Here is a 19,279-nt window from a genome sequence, read left to right as displayed (position 1 = left end):
GGTTATGGACCGTTTCAACGCGATGCGGGTCTTCACTCGCATCGTTGAACTGGGCGGCTTTACCAAGGCTGCCGACAGTCTGCAATTACCTCGTGCATCGGTGACGGTGTTGATCAAGCAACTGGAAGCGCATTTGGGCGTGCAGCTGCTGCATCGCACCACTCGCCAGGTCAGTCCGACCCTGGACGGCGCGGCGTACTACCAGCGCTGCGTCAACCTGCTGGATGATCTTGAAGATGCCGAAGGGCTGTTTCGCGGCAGCCAGCCCAAAGGCACGCTGCGGGTCGAGATGCCCGCTTCGGTGGGGCGTCTGGTGGTGTTGCCGGCCTTGCCGGAGTTCACGGACCGTTACCCGCAGATCGAACTGGAAATCGGCCTCAACGACCGCCCGGTGGACCTGATTCGGGAAGGTGTGGATTGTGTGATCCGCGGTGGACTGACCATGGACGACTCCCTGGTGGCGCGGCCCCTGGTGCAGATGGATCAGGTGACATGCGCCAGCCCTGCCTATTTGCAAGCTCGCGGTGTACCGCAATCGCTCGAAGACCTGAGCGGGCATCAGGTGGTGGAATATTTCTCCAGCGCCTCGGGCAAGCGTTACGGGCTGGAATTCCAGGTCGATGATGAAGTGCGCCTCGTCGACTTGCCCAAGCGGCTTGCGGTCAACAGTGCCGAGGGGTATCTGGCGGCGTGTGTGGCGGGGTACGGGCTGGTGCAAACCCCCCATTACCATGTTGCGCAGCTGGTGCGCGAAGGGCGCCTGCAAGAAGTGCTCAGAGACTGTTTGCCACCGCGGCTGGCGTTAACAGCCTTATATCCACACCATCGGCAATTGTCGCCGCGGGTACGTGTCTTTGTGGACTGGCTGGTGGACCTGTGTGCCCGGCCGGGGAGTGCCTTCAAACGTTAGCCCGGGCCTGCAGGGCAGGCCCGGGATGTTCGTTGGTGGCAGCCAAAAAGCTGGCTTGGCTGTAAGATGGGGCCCGATTTTTTCAATTTCTCCATGAAAGCCGACCCGGTTGGCGGCTTTCGTATACGGACTTACTGTCAGGAACAGGTCATGACCCCTTCGCAGCGCTTGAAATACTCGATTTTGATATCACTGGTGGTTCTGGGCATCATGTTCGGCCTTTCTTACTTGCAAAACGCCGGCATGATCACCGAGAAGATGTTCCAGTACATCGCCATCGGTGTGGCCGTGGTCGTGGTTGTCATCAACGGCGTCATGCGCCGCAAGACCAAGATCTAAGCTTCGATCTTGCCGGTCAAAACGGCTTCAGCCTGTGGATGCAGGCTGTAGCTCTTGTCGCTGTTGAGTACCACCACCCCTTCGCTGCACAGGCGCTTGAGTACCTCGCGCACACTCAAGAATGACAGCGGGATATCCAGCGCCTGCAAGTGGCTGTGCATGCCGCGCACCCCCAGCCTGCGATCATTGCCTGCAGCCGTTAACAGCGCGTCAATGACCTTGAGCCGCACCAGGCTGGTACGCAGCCCGAAACACTTGAGCAGGTGGCGGATCCGTTCGTTGCCTTGCAAGGGCGCGAGCGCTTCCAGCAGCCCGGTATCGGGCTGAAAAGCGACTTCGCGATGCGGGTTTCTACCATCCGTTGGTATTTGCTGGTTATGCATGCAAAAAACTCCTTTTCAGAGCCTGATCAGGAAAAGAAAAAAATGCTCTTACTTAACTAGACGAATGAGCGACAGAAATCATGAACATTCAAATGTAGAAATTTTGTCGTGAATTCGTCTCAATTGCGTTTGCGACCAGTGTAGGCGGGGGTTTGAAGCGATTATTAAATTTTTTTAATCGTGAAGGGCATGCTCTGGCCCTCTACAGGGCCTGGCGGGCAGTCAGCACCGGCCGACCCTCGGTGTTGCGGCTCAGGTATACCGGCAACACTTTGGGCAGGGAGGTCACCAGATGATCGATTTCCCGGGTATTGAATACACCCCCAATGCGCAGTTTGCCGGTGGCGCTGTCGGCCAGGGCGAGGGGAGTGTCGAGGTAGCGGTTGATCAGGGGCAAGGCGTCAGCCAGTGACAGGTTGTCCAGCACCAGCTGGCCGTTGCGCCAGGCCAGCTCGGAGGTGACGGCCGCGACCGGGCCAATTTGCGCGGCATGGTCGCCTGCCTTGTAACGCGCCTGCATGCCCGGCTCCAACCGCAGGCCATCGCCACTCAGGCGCTTGTTGCTGGTGACCAGCACCGAACCTTCGAGCAGGGTGATCCGCACCTGGTCTTCGTACATCCACACATTGAACTGGGTGCCTGTGACACGCACCTGGCCTTCTGCCGCCTGCACCAGAAACGGGTGGGATGCGTCGTGACTGACCTTGAAAAAGGCCTCGCCCTTGCTCAGGGTCACCTGGCGCTGATCCTTGTAGTTACTGAAGGTCAGTTGGCTGCCCAGGTTGAGTTCGACCTGGCTGCCATCGGGCAGTGTCACCGTCCTGGCACTGGCATCGGCGCTGTAGCGCTCATGGGCATTGGGCACCCAGCCCAGTTGCCAGCCGCTGTAGGCCGCCACGGGAAGGGCGAGCAGGGTAATGGCGGCGGCCACGGCAAAGCGCTGCCAGGTGCTGCGGCGCGGTGCGGGAGGCAATGCAACCACCCGGGCTGGAGCGGGGGCCGGGCGTGTCAGGTGCGCACTGATGTCCCAGACATCCAGCATCGCTTCATATTCCAGCGCGTGGAGGGGGTTGGCATTTAGCCACACAGCGAAAGCTTCACGTTCCTGGCAGGTGCAGTCGGGCTCGTGCAAACGCAGGCACCACTGAGCCGCAGCTTCGGTGATGGCCTCGTTTTCAGCGTCTGTGTGGCGTGTTTCACTCATTGATATTTCCCGGTTTTGCGCATTCTAACCCCGTGCCAGAGCTAACGAGAACATGAGCCATGTCAAAAGCATGTCATTTAGCCCTATGGCCGGGTTTTTCTCTGCTACGGTTGTTCCAGTCACATTGAGTACCAGACGCAACATCAATTAATGGAGTTAAGACAATGTTGAAGAAAACCTTTGCTGCTGTGATCACTACTGCTGCTTTGTTGGGTGCCGGTGCAGCGATGGCTCAGCCTGTTGATCCGAACTGGGCATTCTCCAAGGAGTTGGTCGAAGTTCTCAAGAACAAGAACGGCTACACCGTGATCAAGAAAATTGAAGCCCAGGACCCGGCTGCCGGTATCTGGAAGGCCGAAGGCATCAAGAAGGTCGATGGCCTGGAATACGAAATTATTTTCGATTCGACCGGTAAGGTAATTTCCGAGAAGAAAGACTGATTCCCGGTACCTGAAACGAATCGTGCACTGAGCGTTTCTACCCGGCCCTGATCGTTTGTTTTGACAGGGTCGGGTGTTTTTACGCCTCAGGTTTTCTGCCGGGCCAACCATTGTTCGCGAGTTATTCCCCACAGCTCGCATGGCAGCCTGCCGCTGACAAAGTCTTTCTCTTCCCTGCCTATCAAGCGCATTCCGCCTCGCTCGGAAATAAGTCGTGAAGCCGTATTGGGCGCCGCTTTGGGCACGTGCATGCACGCGCGGTGCAAGGTCTTGAACCAGTAGGCATCGACCACCTCGCAGGCTTCGCTCATCAACCCCTGACCCTGCCATTGCGGCGCCAGCCAGAACCCCCGGTTGTTGTCCACGGCATCCATCAGGCTGATGCTGCCAATCAGCTCATCTGGCTCTGCTAACAGGCGAATCGTCCAGTGCCACTCTTCGCTGCGGGCCATGGCTGGCAGCGCCACGTCACGCACATAGCTCAGTGCGCCATCGTCCGGGTAGGGCCATGGCACGACTGCATTCAGGTAGCGCACGACTTGCCAGTGGGCAAAGCGCCTCTGGATGGCGGGCGCGTCGCTTAGTTGCAGGGGTTGCAGTACCAGTCGCGAGGTCTGGAGGGTAGGTAGGGGCTGCATCGTGGGTGGCTCCTTGCCATTGGTTTGCGTCGAGAGTACCGCGCAATGCCATCCATAAAAAAGCCCCCGTTAAACGGGGGCTGTATAGGGATAGTTGCGCCTGGCGATAATATCAGCCGTTACTGCAACCATTGCCCATCACGCGATACTCAAGAATATGACGCTGACCCTGGTGGTCTTCGTAGGTCATTTGTGCGGGTACTACTTCACAGACATCGGCAGCCGGTGACACGCTGATAACTTTGGCAATATCCAGGTCGGTGGCATAAGTGTAATGCTCGACCACCGGTTGTAGTTGCGTAACTTGAAGTTCGTCAGCAGCCGCCAGGGTAGAAAAGCCAATAAGTGCAAGAGCGATCAAACGTTTCATTTATAGGACCTTAAAACAATCACGAATCACTGACTTCAGTTGCCATGGTGGCGGTCGAAGTTGTTACGCCGTGGAGTAAGTGGCGTAACACGAAGTACCGTGCCCTGTTTCAGTGTTGCGTTGAGGGATGTACATAGAATACGCGCGCTGCGTATTGATTAAAGTCAAAAGATCGTCATGGAGTCTTTCCGGATCAGTAACAATCGACGCTTTTTCCGCTGCACCACGAAAAAGCCCCCTCAAAGAGGGGGCTGGGGTCGCATCCGTGCGTGCAACCATTGAACTTTAGTGGGTGCTGCAGCCGTCGCCCATCACCTGGTATTCAAGGGTGTGGCGCTGGCCCTGGGAGTCTTCATAGACCATGGTGGCCGGTACCACTTCACACACCTTGGGTATGTTGGACAGGCTGACCACCCGCGCAATATCCAGTTGGGTACCGTAGTGGTAGTGTTCTACAGTCGCAGGCTGAACAGTGGAAGTTTCACCTGCAACAGCCAATGTGGCAAAACCGGCAAGAAACAGTGCAATAAGATTTTTCATGTGATTGGCCTCTAAAGTAATCAAGATTTAAAGCTGACTGACTTCATTTGCCGATAAGGCGGGAAGAAGTTACGACACCCGACAAGGTAGCCGGGTGCGTACGAAGTACCGGAGTTTCAAGTGCAACTGATAGTTGAGTCATGTGAGTGAGGTTACGCTGATTTGCAAAAGTAAAAATAGCTGATGGCAAAATGCTCTGTTACCACATGGGTAACAATGTGAGGGTCCTGGGTTATTTTTCAAGTGCCTGGGTCGTCTCCTGGCTGGCATACTGGCCTCTCTGATTCAGGAGCCATTTATCGATATGAATGTCGAGTCCCCCCTTAATGCCTATCAACAAGCTGTCGAACACCAGGGCTTTGTCCACGACCCCGCCCAATGGGTTGCAGTCCAGGCCTTGCAGCGCTGCCATGAGGCCCTGCACTCGGGTGCGCAGCCGGTCAATGGCGTGTATTTGTGGGGGCCGGTGGGGCGGGGCAAAACCTGGTTGATGGATCAGTTCTATCAAAGCCTGCGGGTGCCCGCACGGCGTCAGCATTTTCATCACTTTATGCAATGGGTACATCAGCGCCTGTTTCAGCTGACCGGTACGGCGGACCCGCTGAAGACACTGGCTAAAGGCCTGGGCGCGGAAGTGAAGGTGCTGTGCTTTGACGAACTGTTCGTCAATGACATTGCCGATGCGATTATTCTTGGGCGTCTGTTTCAGGTGATGTTCGATGAAGGCGTGGTGCTGGTTTGTACCTCAAACCAGCCACCGAACGACCTTTATGGTCACGGTTTTAACCGTGATCGTTTTGCTCCCGGTATTACGGCGATTCTCAAGCATATGGAGGTGGTGGCGGTAAACGGTATTGAAGACCACCGCCTGCATCCCGGCATTGCACATCAGCGTTACTGGGTGACCGGGCCGGGCCGGCCGAGTGCCATAGAGCCGGTGTTCAGATCCTTGACCGAGGGCCAGGCGGTGTCTGACCAACCCATTGATGTGGGCCATCGCTCGCTGAACGTGGTGCAGGCCAGTGATGGGGTGCTGTGGTGCAATTTTCATGAGCTGTGCGAGCAGCCGCTGGCGGCCACTGAGTTCATGCAGATTTGTGATCGTTACAAGGTCATGTTGCTCAGCGAAGTGCCCTGCCTGAGTGCCGAGCAGCGCGAAGGCAAAATAGCCCGTGGTACGGAAGACGGGGCGGTGAAGGTCGAGGCGGGGGATCGTGAGCTGCCGCAACTGTCAAAATACGATGACAGTGTGCGGCGTTTTATTGCCCTGATCGACGAGTGCTATGACCGCAAGGTACCGGTGTGTATTGAAGCGCAGGTGCCGATGGATCAGTTGTATACCCAGGGGTACCTGGAGTTTGCCTTTCGCCGCACCTTGAGCCGGCTGCAGGAAATGCAGTTGCAGCGGTTTGGCCTCCAATAACCCGTGATTGCGTGGGCCGTGTAGTCGCTGACTCGCGGAGCGAGGCTGCGAGGGGGGCTTGAAAGCAATGGGAGGGTGCCCCTTCTGAACGTGTCCAGCCGCTCGCAGCCTTCGTTCCTCGTCAGCGACTACAAGGGGCTTGAAGGATTCAAGGTCAATCCCACGCTGGCGCAACGCTCTGCGGGTTGGTCAGGCGATGGCCGCGGTCCAGGGCTGCAATCCGGGCCATGTCGTCATCGCTCAGTTTCAGTGAGCAGGCCTTGAGGTTGCTCTCAAGGTTGCTGCGCCTGGTCGAAGACGGAATCACCGAATAGCCCAATTGCATGGCCCAGGCCAGGGTCACTTGTGCCGCAGTGGCGTTATTGCGGTCGGCAATGGCCATGATCACTGGATCTTTAAGCACTTCGCCGTAAGCCAGGGTCATGTACGAGGTTATATGGATGCCCTGGCTTTGTGCGAATTCCACCACTTTGCGGTTTTGCAGGTAGGGGTGCAGTTCGATCTGGTTGGTCGCGATATTTTCCGCGCCCACCGCGGCAATGGCTTCTTTCATCAGGGCGATGGTGAAGTTCGAGACGCCAATCTGCCGGGTCAGGCCCTTTTCTTTGGCTTCAAGCAATGCGCCCATAAACTCGGCTACCGGGACTGCATTGTCAGGGCTCGGCCAGTGAATCAGGGTCAGGTCCAGATGGTCGGTGCGCAGTTTTTTCAGGCTCTCTTCAAGGCTGGGGATCAGTTGCGCCCTGGCGAAATTACTGACCCAAATTTTGCTGGTGATAAACAGTTCGTCACGCGCCACGCCGCTTTCGGCAATGGCCTGGCCGACTTCAGCTTCATTTTCGTAAATCTGTGCGGTGTCGATGGCGCGGTAGCCCAGGTCCAGGGCATTGCTGACCGAGTCTATGACTACCTGGCCTTTAAGGCGAAATGTACCGAGGCCAAATGCTGGAACTGTCATGGATATCTCCTTGGTGGACGTAAGAATGAGGTTGAGTATCCTCGCCCTTCACCGGCGGAAAAACCGCTGGCCAAGCAAAGCACTCTTGACCACAGATCATGAATCTTCAGCTGACCCCCCCCGACTGCCACCCCATTAGCGGTTTGCCGATTGGGATGCTGCTGAATGTTTCGCAGTTGTTTGAGGAGGTGGGGTTTAAATCTATATGAGAATTACTATAAATTACATCTACAAAAGTGCCATCATCACGCCGTTATCCCATTAGATCTGTTTCTGCGCTCATGGAGTGTTGCCGCTGCTGTTGCGGCCAGGAGTCCTGTTGGAAAACTACTATCGCGAACTGGTGGGCTTTTTGAGTGCCAGGCTGGGTAATGCCCAGGCGGCCGAAGACGTGGTGCATGACGCTTATGTGCGAGTGCTGGAGCGTTCAGGCGACGAGCCGATCGCGCAGCCACGTGCTTTTTTGTATCGCACTGCACTTAATCTGGTGATCGACGGCCATCGCCGCAGCAGCCTGCGCCAGGCCGAACCGCTGGAAGTGCTGGATAGCGAAGAGCGTTTTTACAGCCCCTCGCCTCAACTATTAATGGACCACGACCAGCGCCTGGCCATGATCCAGAAAGCCCTGGCTGAGCTGCCTGCGGCGTGTCGCGAGTGTTTTCTGCTGCGCAAGATCGAAGGACTGTCGCACCCTGAAATCGCCGAACGCCTCGGGGTATCGCGCAGTGTGGTCGAGAAGCATATCGTTAACGCCATGAAGCATTGCCGAATCCGTATCAGGCAGTGGGACAACGCCTGAGTGGCGCTAAAAAATCAGATTGCATGACATTTCAGAGATGAAACTGAACTGCGCCTGAAGAACTTTCTTATATGCGCACCACAAACCCCACCAAGGTTTAATCTCGAAAACGTCGCGCATAAGCAGTTGGCGTCTTGGTTGGGCTGTTCTGGCCTGATTGCCCAAGTCCACTTATCGACACAGAAACGTATGTGATTACGCCCCTCCAGTGGCAGGTCGCAGCACGTTGCATGCGCGTGCCTTTTGGCTCGCTCACGAGTTTGACCCCATGAACGAAGGCCTCAGATCAATGCCGGCTGCGCAGGTACTCTGCATGGCGTGAGCGCAGGCGGCGCAGGAGCAGCACCATGAAACTCTCCCTGAAAGAATTTTTCGCCGGCTTTTTGCGGACTCGCCATATTGGCCGGCATTTCCGGCGTCTGGTCCTGCTCGACAGCCTGACCAACACCACGGTCAACCGCGAAGTACCACCCACGCTGGCACAGATGCTGGTGGTCGCGGCCAACAGTGACAGCGCGGTACTGATCGACAACCTGGGCACCCACACCGACGGTTTGAGCGACGCCGAGGTCGATGTGCTGCGCGATCGCCACGGCCTCAATGAGATCGAACACGAGCAGCCGCTAAGCCCCTGGGTACACGCGTGGCATTGCTACAAAAACCCGTTCAACTTGCTGCTGACCTTGCTGGCCGCAGTTTCCCTGGCCACTGATGACATTCAGGCGGCGGTGGTGATCGGCACCATGGTGGTGCTGTCGACCGTGCTGCGTTTTTGGCAAGAGGCCAAGTCCAACAAAGCCGCCGATGCGCTCAAAGACATGGTGAGCAACACCGCGACGGTGATGCGTCGCGATTTCAGTGCAGACGCTTCGCCCGTGTTCGGCAAGTTTTCCGGCGCCTCACGCCAGATCAGGGGGGCGCAGCGTATCGAGCTGCCGATCAAGCAGTTGGTGCCGGGCGATCTGATCGTATTGTCTGCTGGCGACATGATCCCGGCAGATTGCCGGGTGCTCAGCGCCAAGGATTTGTTCGTCAGCCAGGCCGCGATGACGGGCGAATCCATGCCCGTGGAAAAGTTTGCGCGTCAGCTCGACAGCCAGACCAGCAACCCGCTGGAACTGGACACTATTTTGTTCATGGGCACCAACGTGGTGTCCGGGGCCGCCACTGCGGTCGTGCTGACGACCGGTAATAACACCTATTTCGGTGCTCTGGCGCAGCGCGTCGGGACCACTGAGCGCGGTGCGACCTCATTCCAGGCCGGGGTCAACAAAGTCAGCTGGTTGCTGATCCGGTTCATGTTTGTGATGGCGCCGCTGGTGCTGTTTATCAACGGCTTCACCAAGGGCGACTGGACTGAAGCCTTGCTGTTCGCACTTTCCGTTGCGGTGGGGCTGACTCCGGAAATGCTGCCAATGATTGTGACCTCGACGTTGGCCAAGGGAGCCGTCTTCCTGTCGCGTAAAAAAGTCATCGTCAAACGCCTGGATGCCATCCAGAACTTTGGTGCGATGGATGTACTGTGCACCGATAAAACGGGGACCCTGACACAGGACAAGATTTTTCTGGCCCGGCATGTGGATGTCTGGGGGCAGGAGTCTGACGACGTACTGGAAATGGCCTACCTCAACAGCTATTACCAGACCGGGTTGAAAAATCTGCTGGACGTGGCAGTACTGGAGCACGTCGAGGTCCACCGCGAATTGAACGTGGGGACGGCCTTCAGCAAGGTCGATGAAATTCCGTTCGACTTTACCCGTCGGCGCATGTCGGTGGTAGTGGTCGAGCAGGACCGGCCGCACTTGCTGATCTGTAAGGGAGCTGTCGAGGAAGTACTCTCCGTATGTAAGACAGTTCGTCATGGTGAGCAGGAAGAAACTCTTGGCGATGAACTCTTGGTGCGCATTCGCCAAGTGACTGCGGCATTCAACGAAGAGGGCTTGCGCGTTGTGGCCGTGGCTGCGCGGTCCATGGCTGATGGGCGTGACGCTTACAGCCTGAGTGATGAGCAGGAGTTGACGTTGATTGGCTATGTGGCGTTCCTCGACCCGCCCAAGGAGAGCACCGCACCGGCGCTTAAAGCCCTGGCCGAGCACGGGGTAGCGGTAAAGGTTCTGACAGGTGACAACGAGCTGGTTACGGCCAAGATCTGTCGTGAGGTGGGCCTGGAGCAGCAAGGCTTGCTGATGGGCAATGATATTGAACGGATGACGGATGCCCAACTGGCCGTGGCTGTGGAGACCACCAACGTATTTGCCAAACTGACACCCACGCACAAGGAACGCATCGTGCGTTTACTCAAGGCTAATGGCCATGTTGTGGGTTTTATGGGTGATGGCATCAACGACGCTCCGGCACTGCGCACGGCGGATATCGGCATATCGGTGGACAGTGCCGTGGATATTGCCAAGGAAGCAGCTGACATCATCCTGCTGGAGAAAAGCCTGATGGTGCTGGAGGAGGGCGTGCTGGAAGGGCGTAGAACCTTCGCCAATATGCTCAAGTACATCAAAATGACAGCCAGTTCGAACTTCGGCAATGTGTTCTCGGTGCTGGTGGCCAGTGCATTCATTCCTTTTTTGCCGATGTTGCCAATGCATTTGCTGGTTCAGAACTTGCTGTATGACGTGTCACAAATTGCCATCCCGTTCGATAACGTCGATGAGGAAATGCTGAAAAAGCCACAGCGCTGGCAGCCTGCGGATGTAGGCCGTTTCATGCTGTTTTTTGGGCCGATCAGTTCGATTTTCGACATCCTGACGTTTGGCTTGATGTGGTACGTGTTCAAGGCCAACACACCTGAACACCAGACCCTTTTCCAGTCGGGCTGGTTCGTGGTCGGGTTGCTGACTCAAACCCTGATCGTGCACATGATTCGCACGCCTAAAATCCCGTTTCTGCAGAGCCGCGCAGCGATGCCGCTGATGGTGATGACAGGGGTGATCATGGCAGTGGGCATCTTCCTGCCGATGGGGCCACTGGCGGGCTACTTCAAATTGCAGGCGCTGCCGCCGCTGTACTTTGTGTTCTTGCCCGTGATTTTACTGGCTTACATGGCGCTGACCCAGGCCGTGAAAAGCTTTTATATTCGCAGGTTTGGCTGGCAATAAGGCCTGGCCGGGGCAGTTGGCCGAAAAACTGCAGTCTTTTGTCTTTGCGTGGGCCCTGGTCTTAAAGGGCCGGTGTGATGGATCAACAGACTGCAGTGATTTACCCACAACCATTTGGAAGATTAAGAAAATTCGCACATGACGTGTAGCTATTTCCCTTCTCGTAAATCGTATTCGATTAGTGATTATGCGCGGCGCGATTGCGAACGGGCTATGTGTGTTATGCGCGAATATTGTCGCAATGGTGGACGCTGATTGCAGGATTTATCCTATAATTTCAGTATCACTCATTCGGTTGTTTTTTTGAGAATAACCAATTGAACCTATTCAAAACGATACATTCACGCCTGACATACGCTGATGCCCGGCTTACTACTAGAGGGTTAAATGTATGAGAGTGTTGATTGCTGATGATCATCCACTTATTCGATCGGCGATGAAGTTGTTGCTGGAGAGTGATGGTCATGAAGTCGTGGCTGAAGCAGACAATGGCGCCGATGCTGTTCAATTGGCTCGCAAGCATAATGTTGACTTGATCATCCTTGATATCACCATGCCAGGCCTGGATGGTCTGGAGGTGATCAACAGAATCAGGGCTTCGGAGGTTAAAAGTCGCATTTTGGTGGTCACGTCCCAATCCCCCCTGTTTTATTCGCAGCGGAGCATGAAAGCAGGGGCGGCAGGTTTTATTACCAAAGGCCAGGATCTCACTGAGTTGATGAGAGCGGTAAAAGTAATCATGGACGGCTATACCTTTTTTCCATTTTTGGCGGCCAGCTCAGTGCGAAACAGTGATACAAGTATGAGCGACATAGAATTGATACAGAATTTGTCGGCGCGAGAATTGTACATACTGCAACAGCTTGCCCGGGGCCTGAGTAATAAGAAGATTGCTGAAGATATGATTCTTAGCAGCAAAACCATCAGTACTTACAAGGCGCGCCTGATCGAAAAGTTGAATATAAAATCGGTCGTCTACTTGGCTGAATTTGCCAAGCGCAATGATTTGATTTAATTGAACATCCTTCAATGTCTGGGGCTTGCAGGGCTGCTCCTGGTTCTTGGACAGCCCGCTGCAGCCGCTGACCCAAAAGTACAGACCTTGCAATTGATGGGGCGCTCCAATGTCGAGGCGTACAGCGTGGCACTTGAACCATCAGACAGGCAGTGGCTCAAGCAACACGGACCTTTGCGTCTGGGTATCTCCGCACCTGACTACGGTCCTTTTGAAATGACGGTAAACGGTCAGGACTTTGAAGGGTTGACGGCCGACTACGCGCAACTGCTGTCGCAGTTGCTACGCACTGACATTGTGGTCAAGCGTTACCCTTCAAGGCCGCAGGCGATAGAAGCGCTCAAGGGTGGTGAGCTGGATTTGTTGAGCAGTTCCAATGGTTTCGAAGCGCAATATCCTGAGCTGGTGTTAAGCCGTGCGTACGCAGACGATTCGCCTTCTCTGGTGACCCGCAGCAGTAACCAGGAGCGTCCGCCAGTTGATCTGGCGGGGCTGCGTGTGGCCATGCTCGATCACTACCTGCCGCCGCAGAAGGTCCAGGACTTCTACCCCAAAGCTAGCTTGCAGTTGTATCCGTCAACCCTGACGGCCATTGGCGCCGTGGCGTTTGGCCAAGCGGATGTATATCTTGGGGATTTTATTAGTGCCAGTTACCTGATTCACAAGAACTACCTGAACAATGTGCAATTGGCCGATTTCTCGCGACTGGAAGACAACCCCTTCGCCTTTGCGGTGAATCGTAAAAATCCGGGGTTACTGCGTATCGTCAATACAGCGCTGGCGGCGATCCCAGCCAGTGACCGCATGACAATTCTGCGCCGCTGGAGCTTCGACGGGCCAAAAACGTATGCCCCATGGCAGTTTACCCCTGCAGCCAGCGAGCAGCGCTGGATAGCTGAGCATCCGCGGTTAAAAGTGGCAATTTATGATGCGTTCCAGCCACTGTCCTTTTTTGATGAGCAAGGCAGGTTCAAAGGCTTGATTGCCGATCTTTTATCCAGCATCAGTACACGCACAGGGCTTAATTTCGAGGCAGTGCGTGTGTATACGCTGGCGCAGGGGATTGAACTGGTCAAGTCGGGCAAGGCAGATGTGTTGGGGGCTATCACGAGCAGTACCGCCCGAGAAAATCAACTGAGCTTTACCCGGCCCTACCTCACAACCCCTTTTGTGCTTATTTCCCGTATCGGCTCAGAGGGACCTCAAACCCTGGATGAAATGGCTGGCGGGCGTGTCGTGATGGTTCGCGGCAATGTACTGCGCGACTTTATTGCGCAGAACTATCCGCAGGTTCAGATTCAGGAAGCAGACAACCCGCCTGCGGCCCTGGCCATGGTGGCAGAGGGAAGCGCTGATGCCGCGATCAGCGTGTTGGTCAATGCGCGTTATCTGGTTTCGCGACGCTTTGACAATCAGCTGAAAATCACCAGCACCGTAGGTACTCAACCCGAGCAGATCGGTTTTGCCACTGCCGGCAATGATCAGCAGTTAAGCGCCATTCTGGACAAGGCCTTGCTCAATATCACTCCAGGAGACTTGAGTGAGCTGACCGGTCGTTGGTTCACTGACACACCAGAGGTTGAGAGCTACTGGCTGCGCAACCGTCCTGCGATTGTAAGAGGGTTTGCCATTGCCGCGGCGTTGCTATTGGTTGCCATTGTATGGATTACCTATTTGCAGAGAGTCATAGGCAGGCGCCAGCAGCTGGTGAATGAGTTGAATGCTGCCAAGCAAAGTGCCGATGCGGCAAACCGGGCAAAGACCACCTTTCTCGCAACCATGAGTCATGAGATCCGCACCCCCATGAATGCGGTCATTGGCATGCTCGAATTGGCCATGAAAAAGGCCGACCAAGGCGTTATTGATCGTTTCGCAATCGAAGTGGCCTCAGTCTCGGCCCACGAGTTGCTCGATTTGATTGGCGATATTCTGGATATCGCGCGCATTGAGTCCGGTCATCTTTCATTGCACCCCAAACGCTCAAATATCAAGTCGCTGGTAGAAGCCGTGGCACGAATGTTTGATGGGCTGGCGCGGCAGAAGCAGTTGAGCCTGGTCTGTGAATCGAGCCCGGCAGCGGATGTGGATGTGCTGATTGATCCGATACGCTTCAAGCAAATCGTTTCCAATTTGCTGAGTAATGCCATCAAGTTCACGGACACGGGGGAGGTCCGGCTGATATTGACATTGGGGCTGGCTGCAGATGCGCAGCATACAGCGATCTGTTTGCGCGTGAAGGACACCGGCGTGGGTATTTCTGAGGAAGACCAGAGCCTGCTGTTCAACCCTTTTGTTCAGTCCAGTAACAACACGCAATCTGCGCGTCAGGGCTCAGGCCTGGGCCTGGTGATTTGCCGTGAGCTCTGCGAAATGATGGGAGGCCAGTTGCACCTCAGCAGTGTTGAGGGGCTGGGCACCCAAGTTGAGATCATGATGGTAGTGCCTCTGCTTGAACATGAAGAGCAAGCTGCAGACGCCCTCGAGCAAGCCCCGGCCATTACCCGGTCGCTGAACATTCTGGTCGTGGATGATTATCCGGCTAACCGGATGCTGCTGGCCCAGCAACTCAGCTATCTGGGGCACCGTGTGTCAGACGCCGAGAATGGCGAGCTGGGCCTCAAGGCGTGGCGGCAGGGGGCTTTCGACCTGGTAATTACTGATTGCTCGATGCCGGTCATCAATGGCTATCAGTTGGCCCAGGCAATACGAGCCGAAGAGGCGCAGCTGGGAAAGGCCCCTTGCCAGATTTTTGGTTTTACTGCGAACGCACAGCCCGGCGAAGTTGAGCGTTGTCTCGATGCGGGAATGGATCAATGCCTGTTCAAGCCCATCAGCCTGAAAGACTTGAGCGCCTGCCTGGCAACTGGTCAGGCGCAGAACCTGATATATACCGATGCCGATGAATCTGATCAAGGCGATAAGATTGATCTGACGTATCTTAAACAGTTGAGTCAGGGTGATGAGCAGATGATTCATACACTTCTTGCAGAGCTTTCTACAAGAAATCGTCTCGATCTCACTGCCCTGATCGAACTCTTTTTGAAAGATGATTACGCAGGCCTGGCTGCCCTGGCCCATGGCATCAAAGGAGGGGGCAGACTTATTCAGGCCAGGAAGCTGATTGAGTGTTGCGAACAACTGGAAGCGGTTTGCCAGTCCGGAAAATCAGAAGAACTCACCGTCGCGGTCGATGCACTTCACAGCAGTATGGAGCAGTTGGCTGACGAACTTGAACATTATGCTCAAGCTAATCAATCACATGGATGACGAGGCTGCAATGCCAACAAAATCTTTACGAATACTGATTGCCGATGCAGACCCGAACGAGGCTCTGAAAATAGAAAGGGCTCTTAATATTCTGGGCTATTACCGGATCGCGCCTTTGTACCATGGCGAGGCGCTGGTAAGCCTGAAGGCAGCACCCACCAATGAATATGATGTGTTGTTGATCAGTCAGAAAATGGCAGGTGAGGTTATTGCGGATGAGGTCGAATATCGCAAGGACAACTCGCAGTTTCGGCATGTACTGATTTACACGGATGCCGACAGTTTTGTGAATCAGCTTGCCAGTGTGATGCCGATGCTGGATGTTTCTGCCAACCCCTGAAACAGGCACTTGTCTGCATTGCCGGGGCCGCGATAAGGTCTGGCGTTGTTACAACAAACCAATGCCCGGACTCGTCAAGGAAAACCCGTAATGTCGGATGTCGTCGTAGTGCAAGCAGACTATACCAACCCGGTTCATGCCCAGGCGTTAAGGGACGTGTTGAATCACTACGCCCGGGACCCGATGGGCGGAGGTGAAGCGTTGTCGCAAACGGTATTGGCGCACTTGCCGGCAGAGCTTGCCAAGCGCCCTCATGCCTTCAGCGTACTGGCGTTCGTCAACGGTGAGGCGGCGGGTCTGGTTAACTGCTTTGAAGGCTTTTCCACCTTTGCCGGCAAACCCCTGGTCAATGTGCATGATGTGTCGGTGGTCGATACGTTTCGCGGTCTGGGCCTGAGCCAGAAGATGTTGCTCAAGGTAGAGGACATCGCCCGCGAACGCGGCTGCTGCAAGATCACCCTCGAAGTACTCGAGGGCAACCCTGTGGCGCAAGGTTCCTATCGCAAATTCGGCTTCAGCGATGGCCAGCTCGACCCGGCGCACGGGCGCATGCTGTTCTGGAACAAATATTTGTAACTGTAGAAAAACCTTGTAGCAGTTGACGAGCTACAAGGTTTGCCTCCTCTGCCTACAGTGTCCACTCCAGGCCAACGCTCACCGTCCGCGGATCACCCCAGAACACGCCGTTATAGAAACCTACGTTTTCGTAGTACTTTTCATCGAACAGGTTTTTGACGTTCAGGGATGCCGAGACGTGTTCGTCAAACTTGTAGCGGGCCATCAGGTCGACCAGGGTGTAGGACTTCTGAGTGATGTCTTCCTTGAAGGTAATCGGGTTGCCTTTGTCATTTTTCTCGCCGGTCGGGCGATTGGCGGCACGATAGATATCGCTTTGCCAGTTGACGGCCGCCCCCACGGTCATTGCATTCCAGTCCCCAGGCAGGCGGTAGGTGCTCGAAATCTTGAGCATGTTCAAAGGCGCTGCAGTATTCATGCGCTGGCCTGCGGCGTTGCGCGAATGGGTGTAGGTGTAGCCTGCAAGCATATTCCAGTCGCGCATCACTTCACCGGCCAGCTCGACTTCGAAACCGTTGATCTTGTTGCCCTTGCCGCCCGATTTGTAATATTCCTCGCCCTTGGGGCCGCGTGGTACTGAGTCATCGATTTCCGGCACATTGTCCTGCTTGCTCCAGAACACCGCCGTCGACAGGTTGAGGCGCTCCTGCAAGAAGCTACCCTTCAGCCCCAGCTCATAGTTGCTGCCCACCACCGGCTCAAGGTAGGAGTTGCTGGCGTCCTTGCTGGTGGTTGGCTTGAAGATGTCGGTATAACTCGCGTAGGCCGTCAACTCGTCGGTGAAGTCATACAGCACGCCGGCGTAAGGCGTAATCACATCGTTTTGGGTCTGGCTGACTTTCGGGGCAGGGAAGTTGGTGCTGGAGCTTTGCCAGCTGCCATACCGGGTGCCCAGTACGGCATGCCATTGATCGGTCAGGTTAAAGCGCGTGGCCAGGTAGCCGGATTTCTGCTTGATGACGTCGTGAGTCCCTTCAATACCGGTATTGAAATCCTGATATTTGGGAATCGCGCTCATGTCTTGCCAATTGGGGATGTTGTAGTAGTCGTCCGGGTTGAGGTCAACCATCAGGGGCGAGGTGTTGTCGTTCTTGGCCTGGCCATAACCCACCATCAACTCGTGATCACGCCCGAACAAGGGGTAGGTGCCCGAGATATTGACGTCAACGGCGCTCATCTTCTCTTCGCCGATAAAGTGGCTGGCATAGGCCGACATGCCCGTACCATCGGGGTTGGGGAAGCCGCCGCCGGCGTAATAAACCTTACCTTCAGCGTCGCTGGTGCGATGGGTGTAGGCTGCTTTGAGGCGCCAGTCATTGACCAGTTGCTGGTCGAGGGTGGCGAAGGCGGTTTTGTCCTTCATCGGCCATGAACTCCAGGAAGTCGCCAGGTTGGTCGAGCGCCCGAAATTGGCTTTGTCGCCCGAGCCGGTCCAGTAAGGTGTGGTGCCCCAGGAAGAACCCTTTACCTGCTTGTCCTGGTAGTCGTAACCCACGGCCAGAACAGTGCTGTCGCTCAGGTCGGCTTCCAGAATGCCGTAAGCCACTTCGCGCTTGAGGGCGTAGATATCGCGAAACGATTTGCTGTCGCGATAGGCCAGCACCGTGCGCCCGCGCAGGCGGCCGTCGAAGGCCAGCGGGCCGCCCACATCGACATAGCTGTAATAGTTGTCGTAGCTGCCGCCTGAAGCACCGGCCTTGGCCTGCAACTGGTGGGTAGGGCGTTTGCGGATCATGTTGATGGTGCCCGACGGGTCGCCCGCGCCGGTGGTCAGGCCGGTGGCGCCGCGCACTACTTCAATACGGTCGTAGATAATGGTGTCGGCATCGGTCTTCATAAAACTGAAGGTGTTGAGCATGCCGTCAATCTGGAAGTTATTGATGGTGTAGCCGCGGGACGAGTAGCTGACCCGGTCCGAGTCGTTGTGCTGTACCACAATGCCTGTGGTATGGCGCATGGCTTCGGTCAGGGTGTTGAGGTCGAAGTCGTCCATTTCCTGACGGGTGACGACCGAGATCGACTGCGGAGTTTCGCGAATGCTCAAGTTGAGTTTGGTCGCGGTACTGGTCGAGCCCGTGGTGTAGGAACCGGTATTTTCTGTGGTGGCACCCAGGCCCTGGGCTGTGACGCTGGTGGTGCCCAGCTCCAGTGATCGGGTCGTTTTCTTGACCTCTTCCTGCTCGGTATCCGCCAGTAATTGCGGGCATGCGGCGCTGCTGATGAGGCCGAGGGTGAGGGTCATGGAACGGGTGATTGGCGCGAACATCGCTGCCGACTCCTTGTCGTTGTTATGAAGTTGTTCAGTGCTTCAAACGAATGACAAGGCGCGGAGTTAGGCGAAAAGAGAATTATTTGTAAAGAAGTGTCGGAAACCTGCGGGGCGCGCCGTGCGCCCCGCACGTTGATTATTGCTGGACCACGTTGGCAGGGGCGGGCTGTTTTGGCTTGATCAGGCTGAAGTCGATCAAGGCCTTTTGTGGGCGCGAGTAGGGGTCGCCAATCAGCTGCGGGCGGGCGACAAACGTGTCGCTGACCAGGCTTTTCTTGTCGTCCAGTTCGTCGGCACTGAGGCCCGCCAGGTCTGCCCAGGTGTGGATAAACTGCGAGCTGCTGTAAGGTCGCCCGAGGTCGGCAGCGAAATTCCAGGCATGGTTTTCACGCCACTTGGGCGAGGCCCAGGCCATAAACGGAATGGTGTACATCGGGGCTGTCGGCTTGGCCTCGTTGCGGCCCAGCGTCGCGTGGCCGACCGAGTCGAACACGTCTTCACCGTGGTCCGACAGGTACAGCAGGAAACCATTGGGGTCGGTCTTGGCAAAGTCCTTGATCAGGCTCGATACAACAAAATCGTTGTACAGAACGGCATTGTCGTAGCTGTTGTAGGTGGGTACTTGTGCATCGCTCAAACCGGCGGGTACGCCACTACGGTCGACAAATTTGTCAAAGGTCGGTGGATAACGGTACTGG

The 19,279-nt window shown here is 55.7% G+C and carries 18 protein-coding genes; 10 read left to right on the top strand and 8 right to left on the bottom strand.

Annotation, left to right across the window (positions count from 1 at the left end; genetic code table 11):
• Positions 1 to 4: 4 nt before the first annotated feature.
• Both QN377_RS03350 and QN377_RS03345 read left to right on the top strand, forming a co-directional pair.
• On the top strand, positions 5 to 910 hold the full coding sequence (locus QN377_RS03350) for a LysR family transcriptional regulator (protein WP_095001665.1): 906 nt from the start codon (positions 5 to 7) through the stop codon (positions 908 to 910).
• Between the two features lie 150 nt (positions 911 to 1,060).
• Positions 1,061 to 1,249 carry a hypothetical protein gene (locus QN377_RS03345; protein WP_095020889.1) on the top strand — a complete coding sequence of 63 codons (189 nt, stop codon included), beginning with the start codon at positions 1,061 to 1,063 and terminating at the stop codon, positions 1,247 to 1,249.
• Here QN377_RS03345 and QN377_RS03340 read toward each other — a convergent pair.
• Both QN377_RS03340 and QN377_RS03335 read right to left on the bottom strand, forming a co-directional pair.
• The gene (locus QN377_RS03340) at positions 1,246 to 1,632 is read right to left on the bottom strand and encodes a fe2+ zn2+ uptake regulation protein (protein ID WP_095001663.1); all 387 of its coding nucleotides are present in this window, start codon (positions 1,630 to 1,632) and stop codon (positions 1,246 to 1,248) included. The two genes, QN377_RS03345 and QN377_RS03340, sit on opposite strands and share 4 nt — an antisense overlap.
• Positions 1,633 to 1,834: 202 nt before the next feature.
• Entirely contained in the window at positions 1,835 to 2,836 is a 1,002-nt protein-coding gene (locus QN377_RS03335; protein ID WP_095001662.1) for a FecR family protein, read from the bottom strand.
• Positions 2,837 to 3,000: 164 nt separating this feature from the next.
• Here QN377_RS03335 and QN377_RS03330 point away from each other — a divergent pair, with 164 nt between their 5' ends.
• Complete coding sequence (locus QN377_RS03330; RefSeq protein ID WP_095001661.1) at positions 3,001 to 3,276, top strand: PepSY domain-containing protein; 276 nt, start codon at positions 3,001 to 3,003, stop codon at positions 3,274 to 3,276.
• A gap of 86 nt (positions 3,277 to 3,362) precedes the next feature.
• Here QN377_RS03330 and QN377_RS03325 read toward each other — a convergent pair whose 3' ends face one another.
• From QN377_RS03325 to QN377_RS03315, 3 genes are all read right to left on the bottom strand, one after another.
• Positions 3,363 to 3,914, bottom strand: a complete 552-nt coding sequence (locus QN377_RS03325) for a GNAT family N-acetyltransferase (protein WP_095001660.1) — start codon at positions 3,912 to 3,914, stop codon at positions 3,363 to 3,365.
• Between the two features lie 112 nt (positions 3,915 to 4,026).
• Positions 4,027 to 4,284 (bottom strand): DUF2790 domain-containing protein, encoded by a 258-nt coding sequence (locus QN377_RS03320; RefSeq protein ID WP_095019298.1) that lies wholly within the window; start codon positions 4,282 to 4,284, stop codon positions 4,027 to 4,029.
• 285 nt (positions 4,285 to 4,569) lie between these two features.
• Positions 4,570 to 4,824 carry a DUF2790 domain-containing protein gene (locus tag QN377_RS03315; protein WP_095001658.1) on the bottom strand — a complete coding sequence of 85 codons (255 nt, stop codon included), beginning with the start codon at positions 4,822 to 4,824 and terminating at the stop codon, positions 4,570 to 4,572.
• A gap of 304 nt (positions 4,825 to 5,128) precedes the next feature.
• Between QN377_RS03315 and zapE the strand changes: the two genes are divergently transcribed.
• The gene (zapE, locus tag QN377_RS03310) at positions 5,129 to 6,247 is read left to right on the top strand and encodes a cell division protein ZapE (protein WP_322212591.1); all 1,119 of its coding nucleotides are present in this window, start codon (positions 5,129 to 5,131) and stop codon (positions 6,245 to 6,247) included.
• Positions 6,248 to 6,401: 154 nt separating this feature from the next.
• Here zapE and dkgB read toward each other — a convergent pair whose 3' ends face one another.
• On the bottom strand, positions 6,402 to 7,205 hold the full coding sequence (gene dkgB, locus QN377_RS03305) for a 2,5-didehydrogluconate reductase DkgB (protein WP_095019297.1): 804 nt from the start codon (positions 7,203 to 7,205) through the stop codon (positions 6,402 to 6,404).
• Between the two features lie 319 nt (positions 7,206 to 7,524).
• Here dkgB and QN377_RS03300 point away from each other — a divergent pair, with 319 nt between their 5' ends.
• From QN377_RS03300 to QN377_RS03275, 6 genes are all read left to right on the top strand, one after another.
• The gene (locus tag QN377_RS03300; RefSeq protein ID WP_095019296.1) at positions 7,525 to 8,004 is read left to right on the top strand and encodes a sigma-70 family RNA polymerase sigma factor; all 480 of its coding nucleotides are present in this window, start codon (positions 7,525 to 7,527) and stop codon (positions 8,002 to 8,004) included.
• A 347-nt stretch (positions 8,005 to 8,351) separates the two neighbouring features.
• Positions 8,352 to 11,114 (top strand): magnesium-translocating P-type ATPase, encoded by a 2,763-nt coding sequence (gene mgtA / locus QN377_RS03295; protein ID WP_322212592.1) that lies wholly within the window; start codon positions 8,352 to 8,354, stop codon positions 11,112 to 11,114.
• Positions 11,115 to 11,505: 391 nt separating this feature from the next.
• On the top strand, positions 11,506 to 12,129 hold the full coding sequence (locus QN377_RS03290; protein WP_095001652.1) for a response regulator transcription factor: 624 nt from the start codon (positions 11,506 to 11,508) through the stop codon (positions 12,127 to 12,129).
• On the top strand, positions 12,130 to 15,396 hold the full coding sequence (locus QN377_RS03285) for a transporter substrate-binding domain-containing protein (protein ID WP_322212595.1): 3,267 nt from the start codon (positions 12,130 to 12,132) through the stop codon (positions 15,394 to 15,396).
• Positions 15,368 to 15,736, top strand: coding sequence for a hypothetical protein (locus tag QN377_RS03280; protein ID WP_232527641.1), 369 nt, complete (start codon positions 15,368 to 15,370; stop codon positions 15,734 to 15,736). Before QN377_RS03285 ends, QN377_RS03280 begins: the two co-directional genes overlap by 29 nt.
• Before the next feature lie 90 nt (positions 15,737 to 15,826).
• On the top strand, positions 15,827 to 16,312 hold the full coding sequence (locus QN377_RS03275) for a GNAT family N-acetyltransferase (RefSeq protein ID WP_322212596.1): 486 nt from the start codon (positions 15,827 to 15,829) through the stop codon (positions 16,310 to 16,312).
• Between the two features lie 52 nt (positions 16,313 to 16,364).
• On the opposite strand, the gene QN377_RS03270 is transcribed toward QN377_RS03275, so the two are convergent.
• Together QN377_RS03270 and QN377_RS03265 are read right to left on the bottom strand one after the other, a co-directional pair.
• A complete protein-coding gene (locus QN377_RS03270; RefSeq protein ID WP_095019293.1) occupies positions 16,365 to 18,578 on the bottom strand; it encodes a TonB-dependent siderophore receptor in 2,214 nt (737 codons plus the stop codon).
• Positions 18,579 to 18,717: 139 nt separating this feature from the next.
• On the bottom strand, positions 18,718 to 19,279 hold a 562-nt coding region (locus tag QN377_RS03265; protein WP_323567609.1), incomplete at its 5' end, for a sulfatase-like hydrolase/transferase.

Origin of the sequence: Pseudomonas sp. CCC4.1 (genome assembly GCF_035019225.1) — a bacterium.
Taxonomy (GTDB): Bacteria; Pseudomonadota; Gammaproteobacteria; order Pseudomonadales; family Pseudomonadaceae; genus Aquipseudomonas; species Aquipseudomonas bubulae.
The sequence above is the reverse complement of the archived record's forward strand: the minus strand, read 5'-3'. Positions and strand labels throughout refer to the sequence as shown.

Coding starts and splice junctions, on each gene's coding strand:
- QN377_RS03350 (WP_095001665.1), top strand. CDS start 5: ATGGACCGTTTCAACGCGATGCGGGTCTTCACTCGCATCGTTGAACTG.
- QN377_RS03345 (WP_095020889.1), top strand. CDS start 1,061: ATGACCCCTTCGCAGCGCTTGAAATACTCGATTTTGATATCACTGGTG.
- QN377_RS03340 (WP_095001663.1), bottom strand. CDS start 1,632: ATGCATAACCAGCAAATACCAACGGATGGTAGAAACCCGCATCGCGAA.
- QN377_RS03335 (WP_095001662.1), bottom strand. CDS start 2,836: ATGAGTGAAACACGCCACACAGACGCTGAAAACGAGGCCATCACCGAA.
- QN377_RS03330 (WP_095001661.1), top strand. CDS start 3,001: ATGTTGAAGAAAACCTTTGCTGCTGTGATCACTACTGCTGCTTTGTTG.
- QN377_RS03325 (WP_095001660.1), bottom strand. CDS start 3,914: ATGCAGCCCCTACCTACCCTCCAGACCTCGCGACTGGTACTGCAACCC.
- QN377_RS03320 (WP_095019298.1), bottom strand. CDS start 4,284: ATGAAACGTTTGATCGCTCTTGCACTTATTGGCTTTTCTACCCTGGCG.
- QN377_RS03315 (WP_095001658.1), bottom strand. CDS start 4,824: ATGAAAAATCTTATTGCACTGTTTCTTGCCGGTTTTGCCACATTGGCT.
- zapE (WP_322212591.1), top strand. CDS start 5,129: ATGAATGTCGAGTCCCCCCTTAATGCCTATCAACAAGCTGTCGAACAC.
- dkgB (WP_095019297.1), bottom strand. CDS start 7,205: ATGACAGTTCCAGCATTTGGCCTCGGTACATTTCGCCTTAAAGGCCAG.
- mgtA (WP_322212592.1), top strand. CDS start 8,352: ATGAAACTCTCCCTGAAAGAATTTTTCGCCGGCTTTTTGCGGACTCGC.
- QN377_RS03290 (WP_095001652.1), top strand. CDS start 11,506: ATGAGAGTGTTGATTGCTGATGATCATCCACTTATTCGATCGGCGATG.
- QN377_RS03280 (WP_232527641.1), top strand. CDS start 15,368: ATGCTCAAGCTAATCAATCACATGGATGACGAGGCTGCAATGCCAACA.
- QN377_RS03275 (WP_322212596.1), top strand. CDS start 15,827: ATGTCGGATGTCGTCGTAGTGCAAGCAGACTATACCAACCCGGTTCAT.
- QN377_RS03270 (WP_095019293.1), bottom strand. CDS start 18,578: ATGTTCGCGCCAATCACCCGTTCCATGACCCTCACCCTCGGCCTCATC.